The 17,454-nt window shown below is 56.6% G+C and carries 15 protein-coding genes and 1 pseudogene; 10 read left to right on the plus strand and 6 right to left on the minus strand.

Annotation, left to right across the window (positions count from 1 at the left end; translation table 11 throughout):
• Nucleotides 1-16: 16 nt before the first annotated feature.
• Nucleotides 17-241, minus strand: a complete 225-nt coding sequence (locus JJN09_RS18970; RefSeq protein WP_249483044.1) for a DUF1289 domain-containing protein — start codon at nt 239-241, stop codon at nt 17-19.
• Between the two features lie 4 nt (nt 242-245).
• The gene (cyaY, locus tag JJN09_RS18975) at nt 246-578 is read right to left on the minus strand and encodes an iron donor protein CyaY (RefSeq protein WP_007951887.1); all 333 of its coding nucleotides are present in this window, start codon (nt 576-578) and stop codon (nt 246-248) included.
• A 239-nt stretch (nt 579-817) separates the two neighbouring features.
• Between cyaY and JJN09_RS18980 the strand changes: the two genes are divergently transcribed.
• From JJN09_RS18980 to JJN09_RS19005, 6 genes are read left to right on the plus strand one after another with little or no spacing between them, the layout of a single operon-like run.
• Nucleotides 818-997, plus strand: a complete 180-nt coding sequence (locus tag JJN09_RS18980; RefSeq protein ID WP_249483045.1) for a lipoprotein — start codon at nt 818-820, stop codon at nt 995-997.
• 9 nt (nt 998-1,006) lie between these two features.
• Nucleotides 1,007-2,254, plus strand: coding sequence for a diaminopimelate decarboxylase (gene lysA / locus JJN09_RS18985; RefSeq protein WP_249483046.1), 1,248 nt, complete (start codon nt 1,007-1,009; stop codon nt 2,252-2,254).
• A gap of 4 nt (nt 2,255-2,258) precedes the next feature.
• Nucleotides 2,259-3,089, plus strand: coding sequence for a diaminopimelate epimerase (dapF, locus tag JJN09_RS18990; protein WP_249483047.1), 831 nt, complete (start codon nt 2,259-2,261; stop codon nt 3,087-3,089).
• A gap of 13 nt (nt 3,090-3,102) precedes the next feature.
• Nucleotides 3,103-3,828, plus strand: a complete 726-nt coding sequence (locus tag JJN09_RS18995; protein ID WP_114886291.1) for a DUF484 family protein — start codon at nt 3,103-3,105, stop codon at nt 3,826-3,828.
• Nucleotides 3,829-3,830: 2 nt separating this feature from the next.
• Nucleotides 3,831-4,730: a tyrosine recombinase XerC gene (gene xerC / locus JJN09_RS19000; protein WP_085708922.1), complete on the plus strand. Its 900-nt coding sequence runs from the start codon at nt 3,831-3,833 to the stop codon at nt 4,728-4,730.
• Nucleotides 4,727-5,431: an HAD family hydrolase gene (locus JJN09_RS19005; protein ID WP_249483048.1), complete on the plus strand. Its 705-nt coding sequence runs from the start codon at nt 4,727-4,729 to the stop codon at nt 5,429-5,431. Before xerC ends, JJN09_RS19005 begins: the two co-directional genes overlap by 4 nt.
• Before the next feature lie 65 nt (nt 5,432-5,496).
• On the opposite strand, the gene sutA is transcribed toward JJN09_RS19005, so the two are convergent.
• From sutA to glnK, 4 genes are all read right to left on the minus strand, one after another.
• Nucleotides 5,497-5,826, minus strand: coding sequence for a transcriptional regulator SutA (gene sutA, locus JJN09_RS19010; RefSeq protein ID WP_249483049.1), 330 nt, complete (start codon nt 5,824-5,826; stop codon nt 5,497-5,499).
• 101 nt (nt 5,827-5,927) lie between these two features.
• Entirely contained in the window at nt 5,928-6,353 is a 426-nt protein-coding gene (locus tag JJN09_RS19015; protein ID WP_119426781.1) for a secondary thiamine-phosphate synthase enzyme YjbQ, read from the minus strand.
• A 215-nt stretch (nt 6,354-6,568) separates the two neighbouring features.
• Entirely contained in the window at nt 6,569-7,906 is a 1,338-nt protein-coding gene (locus JJN09_RS19020; RefSeq protein WP_249483050.1) for an ammonium transporter, read from the minus strand.
• 37 nt (nt 7,907-7,943) lie between these two features.
• Nucleotides 7,944-8,282 carry a P-II family nitrogen regulator gene (gene glnK / locus JJN09_RS19025; RefSeq protein WP_002555808.1) on the minus strand — a complete coding sequence of 113 codons (339 nt, stop codon included), beginning with the start codon at nt 8,280-8,282 and terminating at the stop codon, nt 7,944-7,946.
• Between the two features lie 413 nt (nt 8,283-8,695).
• Between glnK and JJN09_RS19030 the strand changes: the two genes are divergently transcribed.
• The 4 genes and pseudogenes from JJN09_RS19030 to JJN09_RS19045 all read left to right on the plus strand — a co-directional run bounded on the left by JJN09_RS19030 (nt 8,696) and on the right by JJN09_RS19045 (nt 17,315).
• On the plus strand, nt 8,696-8,956 hold the full coding sequence (locus JJN09_RS19030) for an accessory factor UbiK family protein (protein ID WP_249483051.1): 261 nt from the start codon (nt 8,696-8,698) through the stop codon (nt 8,954-8,956).
• 757 nt (nt 8,957-9,713) lie between these two features.
• A pseudogene (locus JJN09_RS19035) lies at nt 9,714-10,556 on the plus strand (YifB family Mg chelatase-like AAA ATPase); the annotation flags it as partial.
• Nucleotides 10,557-10,860: 304 nt separating this feature from the next.
• Nucleotides 10,861-15,870, plus strand: a complete 5,010-nt coding sequence (locus JJN09_RS19040; protein ID WP_249483052.1) for an AAA domain-containing protein — start codon at nt 10,861-10,863, stop codon at nt 15,868-15,870.
• Complete coding sequence (locus JJN09_RS19045; RefSeq protein ID WP_249483053.1) at nt 15,867-17,315, plus strand: hypothetical protein; 1,449 nt, start codon at nt 15,867-15,869, stop codon at nt 17,313-17,315. Before JJN09_RS19040 ends, JJN09_RS19045 begins: the two co-directional genes overlap by 4 nt.
• Nucleotides 17,316-17,454: the final 139 nt, after the last annotated feature.

Genomic DNA, 17,454 nt, shown 5'->3' on the forward strand with positions numbered 1-17,454 from the left:
TCAAAAAATATACAAGCTACGCTCCGGCGAGCTGCCGGCGTTGCATCGCCTGCGCGCAAATCACCCGGCGACGCTCGTCATCGGCCGAGCGCCATTCACGGATGTCTTCGACATGGCGCATGCAGCCGAGACAGACCTTCTGCTCGTCCAGCCGACACACACCGGTGCACGGCGAAGGCACGGCCGGGCTGACGTTGCTGTAGAGCGGCTTCGGCGGACGAACGGGAGCGGTGTCAGTCACGAAATCACAGGCCTTCGAAATCGAATTCGGTGCCGGCCTGCTGCTTGACGATGCGCTCGAGCATCTCGCCCAACTGCTCTTCGCTCTTGTCGCACATCCAGCGTTCGCTTTCTTCGTCGTAGTCGAAGTGGAAACCACCGGACACAGCGGCCAGCCACAGCTGACGCAGCGGTTCCTGACGACTGAAGATCAGCTGGGTGCCGTTCTCGAACTTGACGGTCAGCACACCGGCCGAGTTCTCCATGTCGATGTCCAGGTCGCTGTCGTCGAAGATGTCTTCCAGTTTTTCCTGGGTTTCATCGACCAGATCGTGGAAACGGGCTTCGGACAAACTCATTGCGGCAACCTCAAAAAATGTCTGATCAGGCTCAAGCGCCGCAAGATACGGTCGCTGCCAGCCGATTGCAAAGGATAACGACCAAGCGCCCTGCCCGGCGACGAAATATGCACCCGTCACGCGGGAAAAGTTTCCTCGCCGCAGCCCGAGCCCCGCCAGACGGGAGTTCCGTCGCATAGGCAAGCTGCCGGGTGGCCGGTATACTCCGGCGCAATTAACGCATTTTCAAGGATTTCGCCATGAAGCGCCTGATCTCTTCCCTTGCTGCGCTCGTCGCGGTTGCCTGCCTTGTATCGGCCTGTGGTCAAAAAGGCCCGCTGTACCTGCCCGATGAAGATCAGGACCCTGTCGAACAAGCCAAGTCGTCACAGAAACTGCCGCCAAAAGCGCACCAGCACGACGCCAGTTCTTCTTACTAAGGGATCGCCATGGACGCTTTTAACTACCGTGGCGGGGAGCTGTTCGCGGAAGGTGTGGCGCTGTCCGCCATCGCCGACCGCTTCGGCACACCGACCTACGTCTACTCCCGCGCCCACATCGAGGCCCAGTATCTGGCCTACGCCGATGCGCTGGCCGGCATGCCGCACCTGGTGTGCTTTGCGGTCAAGGCCAACTCCAACCTCGGCGTTCTGAATGTCCTGGCCCGTATCGGCGCCGGTTTCGACATCGTATCGCGTGGCGAGCTGGAACGTGTCCTGGCCGCCGGTGGCAGCCCTGACAAGATCGTGTTCTCCGGTGTCGGCAAGACCCGTGACGACATGCGTCGCGCGCTGGAAGTCGGCGTGCATTGCTTCAACGTCGAATCCACCGACGAGCTGGAACGTCTGCAAGTGGTCGCCGCCGAACTGGGCGTCGTTGCGCCGATCTCGCTGCGCGTGAACCCGGACGTCGATGCCGGCACCCATCCGTACATTTCCACCGGTCTCAAAGAGAACAAGTTCGGCATCGCCATCGCCGACGCCGAAGACGTGTACGTGCGTGCCGCGCACCTGCCGAACCTGGAAGTGGTTGGCGTCGATTGCCACATCGGCTCGCAACTGACCACCCTGCCACCGTTCCTCGATGCCCTCGATCGCCTGCTGGATCTGGTGGATCGTCTGGGCGATTGCGGCATCCATCTGCGCCACATCGATCTCGGTGGTGGCTTGGGTGTGCGTTATCGCGATGAAGAGCCGCCGCTGGCTGCCGACTACATCAAGGCCGTGCGCGAGCGTCTCGACGGTCGTGACCTGGCGCTGGTGTTCGAGCCGGGTCGCTTCATCGTCGCCAACGCCGGCGTGCTGCTGACTCAGGTCGAGTACCTCAAGCACACTGAGCACAAAGACTTCGCCATCGTCGATGCCGCCATGAACGACCTGATCCGCCCGGCCCTTTACCAGGCGTGGATGGACGTGACCGCGATCAAGCCGCGCGACACCGCCGCACGCAAGTACGACGTGGTCGGCCCGATCTGCGAAACCGGCGATTTCCTCGCCAAGGATCGCGAACTGGCGCTGGAAGAAGGCGACCTGCTGGCCGTGCATTCGGCCGGTGCCTATGGTTTTGTGATGAGCTCCAACTACAACACTCGCGGCCGTGCCGCCGAAGTGCTGGTAGATGGCGATCAGGCATTTGAAGTGCGTCGCCGCGAGACCGTGGCCGAGCTGTTTGCCGGCGAAAGCCTGCTGCCGGAGTAACCCCATGCTGCTGCGTTTTACCAAGATGCACGGCCTGGGCAACGACTTCATGGTCCTCGACCTGGTCAGCCAGCACGCGCACATTCAGCCCAAGCACGCAAAAATGTGGGGCGACCGGCACACCGGCATCGGTTTCGACCAGTTGCTGATCGTCGAGGCACCGAGCAATCCGGACGTGGATTTCCGTTACCGGATCTTCAACTCCGACGGCTCCGAAGTGGAACAGTGCGGAAACGGTGCGCGCTGCTTTGCACGCTTCGTGCTCGACAAGCGCCTGACCGCCAAGCGTCTGATTCGCGTCGAGACCAAGGGCGGCATCATCGAACTGGACGTGCGTAACGACGGCCAGATCGGCGTGAACATGGGCGCCCCACGTCAGGTGCCGGCGGATATTCCGTTCCAGGCGACCGAGCAGGCTCTGAGCTATCAGGTCGACGTCGACGGTACAACGGTCGACCTTGCAGCGGTGTCGATGGGCAACCCCCACGCCGTGCTGCGCGTGGAAGACATCAACACCGCACCGGTGCATGAGCTGGGGCCGAAGATTGAACACCACCCGCGCTTTCCGGCGCGGGTCAACGTCGGTTTTATCCAGGTCATCGACCGTAATCGCGCACAACTGCGCGTCTGGGAACGCGGCGCCGGGGAAACCCAGGCCTGCGGCACCGGCGCCTGCGCTGCTGCTGTAGCTGCGATCAGCCAGGGGTGGATGGATTCGCCACTGTTGATCGACCTGCCGGGCGGGCGCCTGTCCATCGAATGGGCAGGCCCTGGCCAACCGGTGCTGATGACCGGTCCGGCAGTGCGTGTATACGAAGGACAAGTCCGTCTTTGAGTGAGCAGAAGCCATGACCGATAAGCCTCAGGTACCCGCCCGACAGTCCGGTGAAACAGCGTCCGAGAGCCTGGAGGCGGCAGCGGTTGCCGCGTACCTTGAGGCTCATCCGGACTTCTTCGTCGAACATGAAGAACTGCTGCCGTCCCTGCGCATCCCCCATCGTCGCGGCGACACCGTGTCGCTGGTCGAGCGCCAGATGTCCATTCTGCGCGACCGCAACATTGAGATGCGTCACCGCCTCTCGCACTTGATGGACGTGGCCCGGGACAATGATCGCCTGTTCGACAAGACCCGTCGCCTGATTCTCGCCCTGATGGACGCTGCGACTCTGGAAGACGTGGTGATCAGCGTCGAAGACAGCTTGCGCCAGGACTTCCAGGTGCCCTTCGTCAGCCTGATCCTGCTCGGCGACAACCCGGCCCCGGTCGGCCGCTGGGTGACCCACGCCGACGCGCAAACCGCCATCGGCGGCCTGCTCACCGAAGGCAAGAGCGTCAGCGGCAGCCTGCGCGAACACGAACTGGACTTCCTGTTCGGCGAAGAGCAGCGCAAGCAGATCGGTTCCACCGCCGTGGTTGCTGTCAGCCACCAGGGCATCCACGGGATTCTGGCCATCGCCAGCCGTGATCCGCAGCACTACAAGAGCTCGGTCGGCACGTTGTTCCTGAGTTACATCGCCGAAGTCATGGGCCGCGTGCTGCCACGGGTCAACAGCTCCCTGCGCTCGGTACGCTGACCATGGAACGACAACTGGACGCTTACTGCGAACACCTGCGCAGTGAGCGGCAGGTGTCGCCGCATACGCTGTCGGCTTACCGGCGCGACCTCGATAAAGTCCTCGGCTGGTGCAACAAACAGAACGTCGGCAGCTGGCAGGCCCTGGACATCCAGCGCCTGCGCAGCCTGATCGCCCGCCTGCATGCGCAAGGCCAGTCCTCGCGCAGCCTGGCGCGCCTGCTGTCGGCGGTTCGCGGGCTCTATCATTACCTGAATCGCGAAGGTCTCTGCGATCACGACCCGGCCACCGGCCTGGCACCGCCAAAAGGCGAACGCCGTCTGCCGAAAACCCTCGACACCGATCGCGCCCTGCAGCTACTCGAAGGCGCTGTGGAAGACGATTTTCTGGCCCGTCGCGATCAAGCGATTCTGGAGTTGTTCTACTCCTCCGGCCTGCGCCTGTCGGAGCTGACCGGGCTCAATCTCGATCAACTGGACCTTGCTGACGGCATGGTTCAGGTGCTCGGCAAAGGCAGCAAGACACGCCTGTTACCCGTGGGCAAAAAGGCCCGGGAAGCACTGGAGCAATGGCTGCCGCTGCGGGCGCTGACCAACCCGGCGGACGACGCGGTATTCGTCAGCCAGCAAGGCCGGCGCCTCGGTCCGCGAGCGATTCAGGTACGGGTCAAACTGGCCGGCGAGCGCGAACTGGGGCAGAACCTGCACCCGCATATGCTGCGACACTCCTTCGCCAGCCACTTGCTGGAGTCCTCCCAGGACCTGCGTGCGGTGCAGGAATTGCTCGGCCATTCGGACATCAAGACCACCCAGATCTACACCCACCTGGACTTCCAGCACCTGGCGGCGGTCTACGACAGTGCCCATCCACGGGCCAAACGCATGAAAGGCGACGATTCATGAGTATCCAGTTGATCACCTTCGACCTCGACGACACCCTGTGGGACACCGCCCCGGTGATCGTCAGCGCCGAAGCGGTTTTGCGCGAATGGCTGAGCGAACATGCGCCGAATCTGGGCGCGGTGCCGGTGGAACATCTGTGGGCGATCCGCGAACGGGTGCTGGCCAGCGAGCCGGGACTCAAGCACCGCATCAGTGCGTTGCGCCGACGGGTGCTGTTCCATGCGCTGGAGGAAGCCGGTTATGCCCACGGCGAAGCCTCGGCGCTGGCGGACAAGAGTTTCGAAGTGTTTCTGCATGCCCGGCATCAGATCGAAGTGTTCCCGGAAGTCGAGCCGATCCTGGAAACCCTCGCCAAACACTATGCCCTCGGCGTGATCACCAACGGCAACGCCGATGTACGCCGCCTCGGGCTGGCGGACTACTTCAAGTTTGCGCTGTGCGCCGAAGACATCGGCATCGCCAAGCCGGATGCGCGCCTGTTCCATGAAGCGCTGCAGCGCGGTGGTGTGAGTGCCGAGGCGGCGGTGCATATCGGCGATCATCCGGGGGATGACATTGCCGGGGCACAGCAGGCCGGGTTGCGCGCCATCTGGTTCAACCCGGCGGGCAAGGTCTGGGAAGCGGAGCGCTTGCCGGATGCCGAGATTCACAGCCTGACCGATCTGCCCGCCGTGCTCGCCCGCTGGAACAGCCGCGGCTAGCTTTCTTTCACCCATGAAAAAGCCCGCAGCGACGGCGGGCTTCCTCAGCAAGCAAGCGGCACGCCTCAGATAGGGCGGCTACCGTACTTGTTGTCCGGCTTCTTGGGCGGATCGGCGACCACATTGGCCTCCACTTCCTGCACTTTTCCGCCTCGCGACAGGAACTCTTCCATGGCCTTGGCCAAGGCATCGCGCTCCTTGTTCTTGGCTTCAATGCTCGGCAACTCATCGACCGACACCGCAGCCTTGGCTTTGCCTTTGGCAGTCGGTGTGGCCGGCGCATCGTCGCCGCCATCGTCGTCAGCAACGTCTTCCGCTGCTGCTTCCAGGCCTTCCTCGGCCTCGTCTTCGTCGCCTACTTCGAGGTCGTCGTTTTCCAGATCATCGTCGCTCATGTTCTACCTCATGACTTGCGAAAAGCAGATTAGTTATAGACCAGCTTTGGCAACTGTCGAAAGTCGCCGTTAAAAAATCGTTCGCCGCTGCTGACCAGCGGTTATGCCTCTTCACCGTGCAGGGTGGCGAGGACTTTTCGGGCACCGCCATGATCACGGTGCTCGCCCAGATAAACGCCTTGCCAGGTGCCCAGTGCCAATCGACCCGCCGTTACCGGCAAACTGATCTGGCAGCCCAGCACGCTGGCCTTGAAGTGCGCCGGGAGGTCGTCCAGGCCTTCGTCGTTATGCTCATAGCCGTCTGTGCCTTGTGGGATCAGACGATTGAAAAATCGTTCGAAGTCGCGACGTACCGCCGGATCGGCGTTCTCGTTGATGGTCAACGACGCCGAGGTATGCTGCAGCCACAAATGCAACAGACCGACCCGGCATGCCTTGAGTTCAGGCAGTCCGGCGAGCAACTCTTCCGTTACCAGATGAAAGCCCCGGGGCCGTGCCCGCAGGGTTATCAGAGTCTGTTGCCACATACAGTTCTCCGCACGTTCGGGGCGCATTCTAGCGCGCTCTGAAAAAAAACAAAGGCCCTAATATTCCTTCAATGATGTAAGCCATTGGCCGTAGAAAATCACCCGTCGTAAACACGACCAAAGCAGTACGAAAAATCCTTTCAGCTGTATCAAGGATGACAAATTCCGGACAAAAAAATGCCCGGCGAACCGGGCAAGTTTTTTGGGGCGCGTACTTACAGGTTGTAGCCGCGCTCGTTGTGTTGTGCCAGGTCCAGGCCCACCGATTCTTCTTCCTCAGTAGCGCGCAGACCCATTACCGCATCCAGTACCTTGAGGATGATGAAGGTGACGATCGCGGTGTAGATCACCGTGAAGCCGACGCCTTTGCATTGAATCCAGACTTGCGCGGCAATGTCGGTGACGGTGCCGAAGCCACCCAGCGCAGGAGCGGCGAACACGCCGGTCAGGATCGCACCGAGGATACCGCCGATACCGTGCACGCCGAAGGCGTCCAGGGAATCGTCATAACCGAGTTTGCGTTTCAGGGTGGTGGCGCAGAAGAAGCACACCACGCCGGCGGCCAGACCGATGATCAGCGAACCCATCGGGCCCACAGTGCCGGCCGCCGGAGTGATTGCCACTAGACCTGCAACCACGCCCGATGCGATACCCAGTGCGCTAGGTTTGCCGTGGGTGATCCACTCGGCGAACATCCAGCCCAGTGCAGCGGCAGCGGTGGCGATCTGGGTGACCAGCATCGCCATGCCGGCCGTGCCGTTGGCGGCGGCGGCGGAACCGGCGTTGAAGCCGAACCAGCCTACCCACAGCATGGCGGCACCCATCAGGGTGTAACCGAGGTTGTGTGGCGCCATCGGGGTGGTCGGGAAACCTTTGCGCTTGCCCAGTACCAGGCACGCCACCAGACCGGCGATACCGGCATTGATGTGCACCACGGTGCCGCCGGCGAAGTCGAGCACGCCCCAGTCACCCAGCAGCGAACCCGGACCGCTCCAGACCATGTGCGCAATTGGCGCATACACCACGGTGAACCAGATGCCCATGAACACCAGCATCGCGGAGAACTTCATCCGCTCGGCGAAGGCACCGACGATCAGCGCCGGGGTGATGATGGCGAACGTCATCTGGTAAGTGACGAACACGGCTTCAGGGAACAGCGCCGCCGGGCCAGTGATGCTGGCAGGCGTGATGCCCGCGAGGAAGGCCTTGCCGAAGCCACCGACGAAGGAGTTGAAGTTGACGACGTTAGCTTCCATCCCGGTGGTGTCGAACGCCATGCTGTAGCCATAAAGGAACCACAGGATGGTGACCAGGCCGGTAATGGCGAAGCACTGCATCATCACGGAAAGAATGTTTTTCGACCGAACCATGCCGCCGTAGAACAGCGCGAGGCCAGGAATGGTCATGAACAGCACGAGGGCCGTCGAGGTCAGCATCCAGGCAGTATCGCCGGAATTGAGGACTGGAGGCGCCACCGGATCTGCCGCCAAAGCCAGGCCGGGCATTACGATGGACAACAGGGCGCCTAGCCCTGCGAATTTACGCAGAGTCATATTGTTTTCTCCTGGGGCGTTGGGTTTGTGGCGGCGTTTAAATCGCGTCGGTATCGGTTTCGCCGGTACGGATGCGAATCGCCTGTTCCAGATTGACCACGAAGATCTTGCCGTCACCGATCTTGCCGGTGTTGGCAGCCTTGGTTATCGCCTCGATAACCCGATCCAGATCCTTGTCGTCGATGGCAACGTCGATTTTCACCTTGGGCAGAAAATCGACCACGTACTCCGCGCCGCGATACAGCTCGGTGTGACCCTTCTGCCGCCCGAAGCCTTTGACTTCAGTAACGGTAATGCCCTGCACGCCGATTTCGGACAGCGACTCGCGCACGTCGTCCAACTTGAACGGCTTGATGATGGCAGTGACTAGCTTCATGAAACTCTCTCCCGAATTGGTGGACTTGCCCCAGGAAAACAAACCCGACTCAAGTCTAAGCGCAGTGCCTGGCTTTGTAACGCATCGTCGGCCCTACCTGCCCGACTGACGCCAGCTAACCGCTCCCGACGAAACTCCCCGTCCCGTCCGGCGCACTGCATTCGTCACAGCGACTGCATCAGTGCATGGGTCACTACCGACTAAGCAGAAAGCTTGCCATCTCGCCAAAATCCCCTGATTTCAATCCCTTGGCCGCAGCCGCAGATGCCATCACCGAAATGGCACACGGGATACGCACAACAACGGTGCGCAGCCGTTCGTCCTTTTGCGCGAAAAGCGTGCATCCCGGCCAACGCAAATGACTATAGACACTGCGTGATACACTGCCGGCCATAGTTTCCAGGACATATCCCATGCTCGCGCCCAAAGACTTCCTCGACGCCCTGAGCGGCACCGCCTCCCGCCTGTTCAGCGGCGACACGCCATTGCCAAAAGCCGAAATCGAAAGCCAGTTCAAGATGCTGCTGCAAAGTGCCTTCAGCAAACTGGATCTGGTGAGCCGGGAAGAGTTTGATAGTCAGATGGTGGTGCTGGCGCGGACTCGCGCCCGGCTTGAGAGCCTTGAGGCGAAGGTGGCGGAGATGGAAGCGAAGGTGACGCTGCCGGCTGAGTGAGACAAGAAGCTAAAACCGCTCCTGCCGGGGCAGGAGCGGTTTCCGTCGGTTCAATTCTTACAGCGAATTATTCCAACGGTCTCGCAGAGTCTCGTACAGGCGAAAAGCCCATAGCGCGATCCTGACGAGGCGCCACATATGTTTAAGAAACTTAGACATATTTTGGCCCTCCTTGCGTGGGGCCAAACCTCCGATGCTCTTTCCGGCGTACGAACACCTTCGGGACTACACACGAGTGTGCCCACCAAGGCGGCCGGGTGTGGGTCCCCCAAAACAGCACCGGCACGGGTCTCACACCGTGTCGAGGAACATGAAAATCGTTATGTTCCCGACCACCCTTTGCGGACACTCGATGAGTGGGCATCGTCGCAGCGGATGGTATTGCAGCCCTCAGAATGCAACTTAAACAAGTTGTATCAAGCCATTAATCGAGCGCTGGAAAAAGGATGGTTACGCCTCATTCCAGACCACAATCAGTTTGCGAAATTTCGCTGATGCTTGCGCCAACGATCAAACATGCATAACCTCGGGATACGCGAGTGTGTCCACTAAGGATGCGCAGGCCTTGGCCTCACCGAAGCCTGCAACTAAAAACCGTCTCCTCAAGGCGGTTTTTTTTCGCTTTGAGAAAAGTGCGACTATCGCCCGCAACATCCAGTGAAGGTTTGCTCATACAACCATCCCTCCAACACCTTCCTCCCCGACTACCCTTAAAAAACCGCAGGAAGCGGCCCCTGATTCAACTCAAGGAACGACCATGTCCCTCGCCATTGTCCACAGTCGCGCCCAGATTGGCGTGGATGCCCCCGCCGTCACCGTCGAAGTCCATCTGGCCAATGGTTTGCCCTCGCTGACCATGGTCGGCCTGCCCGAAGCGGCGGTGAAGGAGAGCAAGGACCGGGTGCGCAGTGCGATCATCAATTCCGGGCTGCAGTTTCCGGCGCGGCGGATCACCTTGAATCTGGCCCCAGCAGATTTACCCAAGGATGGCGGGCGGTTCGATCTGGCGATTGCGCTGGGGATTCTGTCGGCGAGTGTGCAGGTGCCGACGTTGACGCTGGATGATGTGGAATGCCTGGGTGAGCTGGCGTTATCCGGCGCAGTGCGGGCGGTGCGCGGTGTCTTGCCGGCGGCGCTGGCGGCGCGCAAGGCCGGGCGGACGCTGGTGGTGCCGCGGGCAAATGCCGAGGAGGCTTGTCTGGCCTCGGGACTGAGGGTGATCGCAGTGGATCATCTGCTCGAGGCAGTGGCGCATTTCAATGGGCATACACCGGTCGAGCCTTATGTCTCGGACGGGCTGATCCATGCCGCCAAACCCTATCCCGACCTGAATGAAGTGCAGGGCCAACTGGCCGCCAAACGGGCGCTGCTGATTGCCGCTGCCGGCGCCCACAACCTGCTGTTCAGCGGGCCGCCGGGGACGGGCAAGACGTTGCTGGCCAGCCGTTTACCGGGGTTGCTGCCCCCACTGGCCGAGAGTGAGGCGCTGGAAGTGGCGGCGATTCAGTCCGTCGCCAGCGGTGCACCGTTGACCCACTGGCCACAGCGCCCGTTCCGCCAACCCCATCATTCGGCCTCCGGGCCGGCACTGGTCGGTGGCAGTTGTCGGTTTTCGAAATTAATGCGAGCTTTTCGAAATTAATGCGACTCAGAATTTTTTATCGCATCTACTTTGCTAAAGAAATTCAAATCACGCTGAAAGCTGGCTACAAGCCCCTAAGCAGACGTTCAATATTCTGGCCGGGTTGCGCCTTGCGAGCAGAAAATGGTCTGGTAGGGTGTGAAGAATTAGACAAGCGTAAAATGCTGGTTTGAATGCCACATATTTTCGCTGATACAGTCCATTCCATTTTGAGCAATTGAACCCGCCTTACCTGCGTGGCGTTAGCTTTGGAGATCATGGAATGGATGTTCTGTACTGGGAAGGTGGTCTGCTACGCCACGAAGTTTGTGCCATCGAAGCCATGGTGAATGCCTTCAAGAGCCCTGAACCTGCGGGCAATGTTTCTCTCAAAGGAGGTATGGCCGAGCAATTAAAGGCGCTCACCGCCGGGGCTGGAGGCATGTGGCCTTGGCGCGGATATGCAGGATTCCGCTTTGCTGATGCGCGCGGTTCAGAGGGCGAGTTTGATCTGGTAATTGTTACTCACAAGAACGTACTGATTGTTGAACTTAAGCATTGGAATGGTGAGATCACTTCCAACGGTGGAAAGTGGTTCCAAAATGGTGATGAGAGAGGGCGCTCGCCTGTTGCCGTAACTCAAAACAAATCATTTTTGCTCCAAAGAAAGCTCCAGACAGTAAAAAAGCGCCTTCCTGAAGGCCGCATTCCAAATGTTCAATTTTGTGTTGTGCTATCTGGAGACTGCACCTTCTCTAGCTTACCAGACAGCGACCTAAAGCATGTTATAACGCTCTCAGATTTTCTAAAACTTGCTAATGAAGGAATTTACAACAAGAGGTTCCGACCGCATCCAAGCGCACAAGGTCTGAATGGGCACTTCGATGTGTTTGATCGTTTGTTTAGCAGAGGAAACACAAAGCCCAAAGAATTGGTCGTTGATGGCTTCCGGGCCCAAGACCTTATTTTTGAGCATCCCGGCAAAGTGTATGTCGAACACCAAGCAAAAAATGACAACAATAAGCACGAGCGCGCGCTACTCCGCCTTTGGGACTTTTCCAAACTGGACGACATTGATGCAAAAACGCCGGAAGGACGTTTCAAGATTCTTTCCCGCGAACGCGAAGTACTGGTCTACTTAAGCAATCGAGACTTGGACTTAAGCAGACGTTGCCTAAGGCCAATGAAGAATCCGTCCAAGGACTCTGTGACTCAGGAGTATTCTGAACTTTGTGAGTTGCCTTCGGAACACTACCGGCTCAATGAATTCATCAACCGTTTTGTCGAGCAATTCGATCAAGCCGGCCGAGTACGCCTGGCCAAAGTGATGGTCTCGCAGTTTGGTACCATGCACGGGTTCAAAGTGGCACACCGAGATCTCGGCGACCATAGCATCTGGTTCTCTCCCGACAGCAATATAGCGTTATCCAACTTCATTGCAGCCTATCATCAGCCAGCTGGAACCGTCGGCCCACATCGCGACCAGCTAAGCATCGGTGCCATCTGCATGCCTGAAGATGCGAGTCCGGACACGCATCGAGGTACACCATTTCAGCGAGACGTATTCGCTCTCGGTCTAATGTGCTGGCATCTCATCACCGCAAACGCGCTTCCTCTCAAATTTGAAAGCTCACATATAGCCGATGTACGTCACAAGCTAATGAGCTCAGATAATTGGTATTCTGAAGTTTTGCTGAAGGCTATTGAAACCGATCCTACCGATCGCTACGAGGACGCCAGTACCCTGCTCGAAGCTCTGAACCAGCACACGCCAAAAACTGAAGCCGAATTTGAGTTTGATCACAGCGTTTTGGAGCGCTTCGCGTCAGCCGGCTTTGTCCCCTACAAAGCTTTTCCAGTAGAGGAGCAGCTTGTCGACTCAGAGAGCAAGGACGTTTATCGATCAGGCTCTCATATCGTCAAGATGTGGCCAAACCTTGACGCCACCTCTGTTTCTGGAGGCGAAGGCCCTTTACTGCTCGGTTTTTTTGAGCGGATCGAATTACTGCAAAAAAGCAGTTACGAATTTCTACCGATAATAGAAAATTTTGGATATGGCAGAAGCGGTACTCCATTCATTATCCAACGCCATGTTGACGGTAGCGATTGGAATGAACTGCCTCCCGTCGGGCGAGATACCGCTTATGTTATAGCTCGAAAGCTTATTGCCGCTGTGGAATGTCTTCACGAGCAGCAAATAGTCCATGGTGACCTGCACCCTCAAAACGTGAGGGTAAGTCTCAACAGTGAAGATACGGCCGCCTCACTTTTGTATCTGCTGGACATGCCCGACATATGCGCTTCAGGCATTCAGCCGTGCAATTATCAGTACAGCCCTCTCATTGAGAACTGCACCGATATTGAACGAGACAACTTCGCAGTAATGCGCATGGTGGTCGAGCTGCTGGGAATGGACTGGGAGGATGTCGGTGATGACGATGTCCCCGCACTCAGGGCAGCCATCAGCCACGAACAGCAAAGCGAGTCGGGCTTTCTTTCCCTAGATCGATTCAAGGAGGCCTTTGAGCAGGCGTGCAACCCACCCAAGGCACGGCCAACGATTGCTATAGACATCGCAAGCCGGGATGAACAAGGAGAGTTCACTATCTACCCGGACAATGGCCGACTTTACATTAAAATTGATCAGGATCGGCAAGACAAAACACTTCTGGTCGTAAGCTTTGATGGAGTGGGTGGAGCGTTCCGTGCGACCTATGATCCTAAAGCAAGGAGCTTCATCAAGGCCTTCGCACCTAGGTTTCAGGACAGTGTCAGGCCTCGCGAAATCCACAACGCGGACTTTGAAGTCGACATGAACATCAAAGTTTCTAAAGCTTACTACTCTAATTTGGGCGCACTGACTGAATGCATGGCGCAACAGGTGGGCTTCGGCGAGCTTGCTGCTAGTATCTTCAACGAAAAGTCTATCACTCCAGGATCAGACGATCGGGAGGCGGTCTTACAACTGGTTGACTTAAACCGAACAGCAGACCTAGTTCCGACTTCCCCTGAGTCACCATCCAATTCATATCCGGTCGCTAAAGTATGGAAAGCAATTCTAGAGACCGAGCCCGAAGCATTGCCAAGTATTGAAGTTGCCGATACCCCGAAGATGCACAAGGATCGCCTCGGCTTACTGATTCCGTATTCGGCGGAGCGGGATATTTTAGAGTCCTTTGACCCAGATGACGCTGTTTTCCTCTCGAAGCGAAAAGATGGCATTACTACTAATTTGGGTATTATTAACATTCGAAAAAGCACACTAGCAGAGCTATACTTAACTTTGTCGACGCGAGCTCAGGGAATTAAAGTTGACGACCAACTGTTTATGCAATCCCAAGCAGCACGTACCTCGTTCTCCCGCCGCAAACGCGCAACCGAACGACTGCTGGATCGCTTAGCCGTTGTCCCGAATCTGGTCGACTATTTCGATGAGGACTGTGATGCAATACCTGAGCGCATCCATGAACTCCCGACCGAGCAACACTTTAAAATGTATGAGCGGCCCGCCGCTGATGGATCAGTAATTGGCCTTAATGACGCTCAAAAAAAGGCCTTTTCACGATTAGTCAGTCATGGTCCACTGGGACTTCTACAAGGCCCTCCCGGCACAGGGAAAACCGAATTCATCGCAGCGTTCTGTCATTATCTAGTCAGTGTAGTGGGCGCTCGTAACATTCTCCTGACCAGCCAATCTCATGAAGCGGTGAATACTGCAGCAGAGCGTATCCGCTCCCATTGCAGAAAGCTGGACACCGACCTAGATATGGTTCGGTTCAGCAATAGTGAACAGGCCGTTTCTGATGAGCTTCGAGATGTCTACTCTCGTTCTATCGTAAGCCAGCAGCGCGAGTCATTCCGCGCAGAAATGACACACCGGTTGAGCCTCATGGCTCCTTCACTTGGAGTCAGCGCTGCATTCCTTGCACAGCTAATCACGGTTCAACAGAAAGTCGGCGGACTTGTAAAGGGCATCGCACGATTAACAGCCGACATGAATAGCAGGGACGAGCGAGAAGACATAGATGGTGTTACGTCGGATGCTGTGAACGAAATGCGTGCAGAGCTCTTGAGTTTGCTACGCAATGACTACGCGATCGATGTTGATGTAGACGAAACACCCTCCAGTTGGCTAGAACAGGTTCAAAATAAGATCGCCACCGACTTTGGGATCCGTCTGCACGAACAAAAACGCTGTTTGGCACTCATCGCACTCTCAGGTGACATGATTGAGCGGATGGGGAGCGACAGAGCCAATTATGATGAGTTCTTACTCCGGTCCCGTACGTTGGTATGCGGAACCTGTGTGGGCATCGGCGTCAAGCATTTGAACCTCGCCGAAAGTAGGTTTGATTGGGTAATTATAGATGAGGCCGCCCGCTCCTCACCAACCGAACTGGCGATCGCAATGCAAGTCGGCCGCCGAGTTCTTCTGGTGGGCGACCACAGGCAACTACCTCCGTTTTACGATGCTGACCACAGAAAGGCGATTGCCAGGGCGCTTGAACTCAGCACCGCCTCCAAAGAGTTCCAAAATATAATGCGCAGCGACTTTGAGCGCGCGTTTGAGTCTCCCTATGGTCAGTTGGCCAGTGCGACTTTGAAAACTCAATATCGAATGCAGCCTGCTATTGGAGACATGGTCTCGGAGGTGTTCTACGACGGTGTCTTGGAAACTGGAAAGCGACCTATACCAGCGCATTTTGATCACGCACCTGATTGTCTGAAACATGTATGCACTTGGCTAGACACCGGTGCTCTCGGGGATAAGGCTCATCACCAGTTACCTAAAGGTAATACGAGCCTGATCAACCACGCTGAAGCCGACGCAATCATCCAAATACTCAAAGAGATCGAACAAAACAGTAAATTTTCCGATGAGCTGATTGATGAGATGGGCCGTACCCAGGAACCCGCCATTGGCATTATCTGCATGTACGGTGAGCAGAAAAAACTGGTTCGGAGGAAGTTCGCCGAGCAGAACTGGCCAGATGCGTTCAGGCGACTGGTTAAAATCGACACGGTGGACAGCTATCAAGGCAAGGAAAACCGCATTGTGATCATATCCCTTACTCGCTCTTGGCCAGATCTGAATCCAGGATTTCTCGGCTCGTCCAATCGGGTGAACGTCGCGTTATCTAGGGCAATGGATCGCCTCGTTGTGGTTGGCGATATGCGAATGTGGGCTGGGAAGAATGCGCAGCTTCCTCTTGGAAGGGTGTCTACGTTCATAAGACAGCGTCAACATGAAATCGGCTATGGAATCATACCGGCCAAAGGAGTCGCGAAATGATACTCAAGGAGCAAACTCTTTTTGAAGTAGACTTCAGTGTGCCGGCACAGCAATTTCGTATCGAGTACACCCTAGTTGAGAAAGGTGGTCTGCCTTTGATTCCTGAGTATCTACTCAGACTTCTGAAGGTATCAGCGTTAACACCTGCAGACATTGCACGTTTTTTTGGATTCACCCTGAAAGAGGTCAGTACCGCTCTACTAATGTTTCTACAGCAGGGCGAAGTGAAAATCGCGCAGGATGGGCGAGTGACACTTACAGAAAAAGGGCTGAGGATGTTTAGCGGTGACGACGACACCCCAGTCGTTAAGGGCCGCATGGAGTACCGCCGGGTATTTACGTTCGATCTACTTGCATATTCATTTACTGAACATGCAAAGCATCGTCTTGAGTCGTCAAAATGCTCTGTAACTTTGAGTACCGATCCCTCTAAACGTGCTGACTCCACGATTGAAGCTGAGCAAGCATTTCAGATCAACCTGTCCAAGATTTATCGTTCAGGCGAGCTAACTGGCAAGCCAGAAGAAGCTCAGCCCCCTGAGTTATATAAGATAAGTGAAGTAATTAAGAAAAAGGATGGGTTCATTCGATTTGCCGAATCCTATTGCTTTGAATTAGACACGCTTAGTTACAGCTTCTCGGAACGAGCCGGCTTGCCGCAAGAAAACGCGTACATCAGTCAACGTAGTCAGCAGTTGGCCAGCCTAATAGGGCAACCCAACACATACACACTAATATCTTTTGCTGAAAAAATAAATGACACCCACACCCTTACCTTTCTAGCGGACGGCATCTTTGACCCCCGTAAGGCAGCGCAGGCTCAGGCAACTACTAGGCCTAGTCAAATAAAAATTGAGCCTATATACGGGGCCCTCCAACTCACTCATAACTGGGATAAAGTAGAGGCCCTTCTTTCTAAATATGGAAAACGATTGGCAGCCGAACATGATAAGCCACCAGTCGCGATGACCTGGCTGGCACCTTCCACACATGGTTTATGGGGCAAGTCCTCGCGCCATGGTCAAGCGTTGAGTGCATTTGTTTGTTCTGCCACGGTCACGATCAGTGGAAAGGAAAAGTCAGTTTTCAATCCGAAAGTTCTTATCCCATTAGCCAATCAGTTTGATAATTTTGCAATGCGCCAAGCTTTCAATGAATGTAAAGAAGCTGAAGCATACTTACACGGCTTTATTGAGAGTGAAGTCTTATCCGGACTTGAAATTGTAAGCCTTGTCGACTCATTTGCGATAGTCGTATATCACCTAGTCCAGCCAGATCGCCATCCGGTGCCAATACCCTTCGGATTTATTACTGAAGACAAAGCAATGATGCGACGAATTGAAACAGTTCTGGAGGACACGCTTGCGGAATACACCACTGGCAACGTACCTCGGTATCTCGGAGTACTACCTCGGGGTACGCCCCGTCCGAAGCAACGAGGCTAGCGTCCATGCGCTGCTTTAATCCAGAAATATCACTCCCATAGGGGTGAGGAACTCACTAATAGCCTTAGCTTCGAAGGGACACATCACTCCTCTGCGTCCCTCGACTGGCGGCTATGGTTAAAGGGGTGCATCGCGAAGG

Source organism: Pseudomonas sp. HS6 (assembly GCF_023375815.1).
In the GTDB taxonomy this organism is placed as follows: Bacteria; Pseudomonadota; Gammaproteobacteria; order Pseudomonadales; family Pseudomonadaceae; genus Aquipseudomonas.

Excerpts from the sequence above, each read along its gene's own strand:
- JJN09_RS19045 (WP_249483053.1), top strand. The coding sequence starts at position 15,867 with ATGATACTCAAGGAGCAAACTCTTTTTGAAGTAGACTTCAGTGTGCCG.
- JJN09_RS19040 (WP_249483052.1), top strand. The coding sequence starts at position 10,861 with ATGGATGTTCTGTACTGGGAAGGTGGTCTGCTACGCCACGAAGTTTGT.
- JJN09_RS19020 (WP_249483050.1), bottom strand. The coding sequence starts at position 7,906 with ATGACTCTGCGTAAATTCGCAGGGCTAGGCGCCCTGTTGTCCATCGTA.
- cyaY (WP_007951887.1), bottom strand. The coding sequence starts at position 578 with ATGAGTTTGTCCGAAGCCCGTTTCCACGATCTGGTCGATGAAACCCAG.
- JJN09_RS19005 (WP_249483048.1), top strand. The coding sequence starts at position 4,727 with ATGAGTATCCAGTTGATCACCTTCGACCTCGACGACACCCTGTGGGAC.
- JJN09_RS18980 (WP_249483045.1), top strand. The coding sequence starts at position 818 with ATGAAGCGCCTGATCTCTTCCCTTGCTGCGCTCGTCGCGGTTGCCTGC.
- dapF (WP_249483047.1), top strand. The coding sequence starts at position 2,259 with ATGCTGCTGCGTTTTACCAAGATGCACGGCCTGGGCAACGACTTCATG.
- lysA (WP_249483046.1), top strand. The coding sequence starts at position 1,007 with ATGGACGCTTTTAACTACCGTGGCGGGGAGCTGTTCGCGGAAGGTGTG.
- sutA (WP_249483049.1), bottom strand. The coding sequence starts at position 5,826 with ATGAGCGACGATGATCTGGAAAACGACGACCTCGAAGTAGGCGACGAA.
- JJN09_RS19015 (WP_119426781.1), bottom strand. The coding sequence starts at position 6,353 with ATGTGGCAACAGACTCTGATAACCCTGCGGGCACGGCCCCGGGGCTTT.
- JJN09_RS18995 (WP_114886291.1), top strand. The coding sequence starts at position 3,103 with ATGACCGATAAGCCTCAGGTACCCGCCCGACAGTCCGGTGAAACAGCG.
- glnK (WP_002555808.1), bottom strand. The coding sequence starts at position 8,282 with ATGAAGCTAGTCACTGCCATCATCAAGCCGTTCAAGTTGGACGACGTG.
- JJN09_RS19030 (WP_249483051.1), top strand. The coding sequence starts at position 8,696 with ATGCTCGCGCCCAAAGACTTCCTCGACGCCCTGAGCGGCACCGCCTCC.
- xerC (WP_085708922.1), top strand. The coding sequence starts at position 3,831 with ATGGAACGACAACTGGACGCTTACTGCGAACACCTGCGCAGTGAGCGG.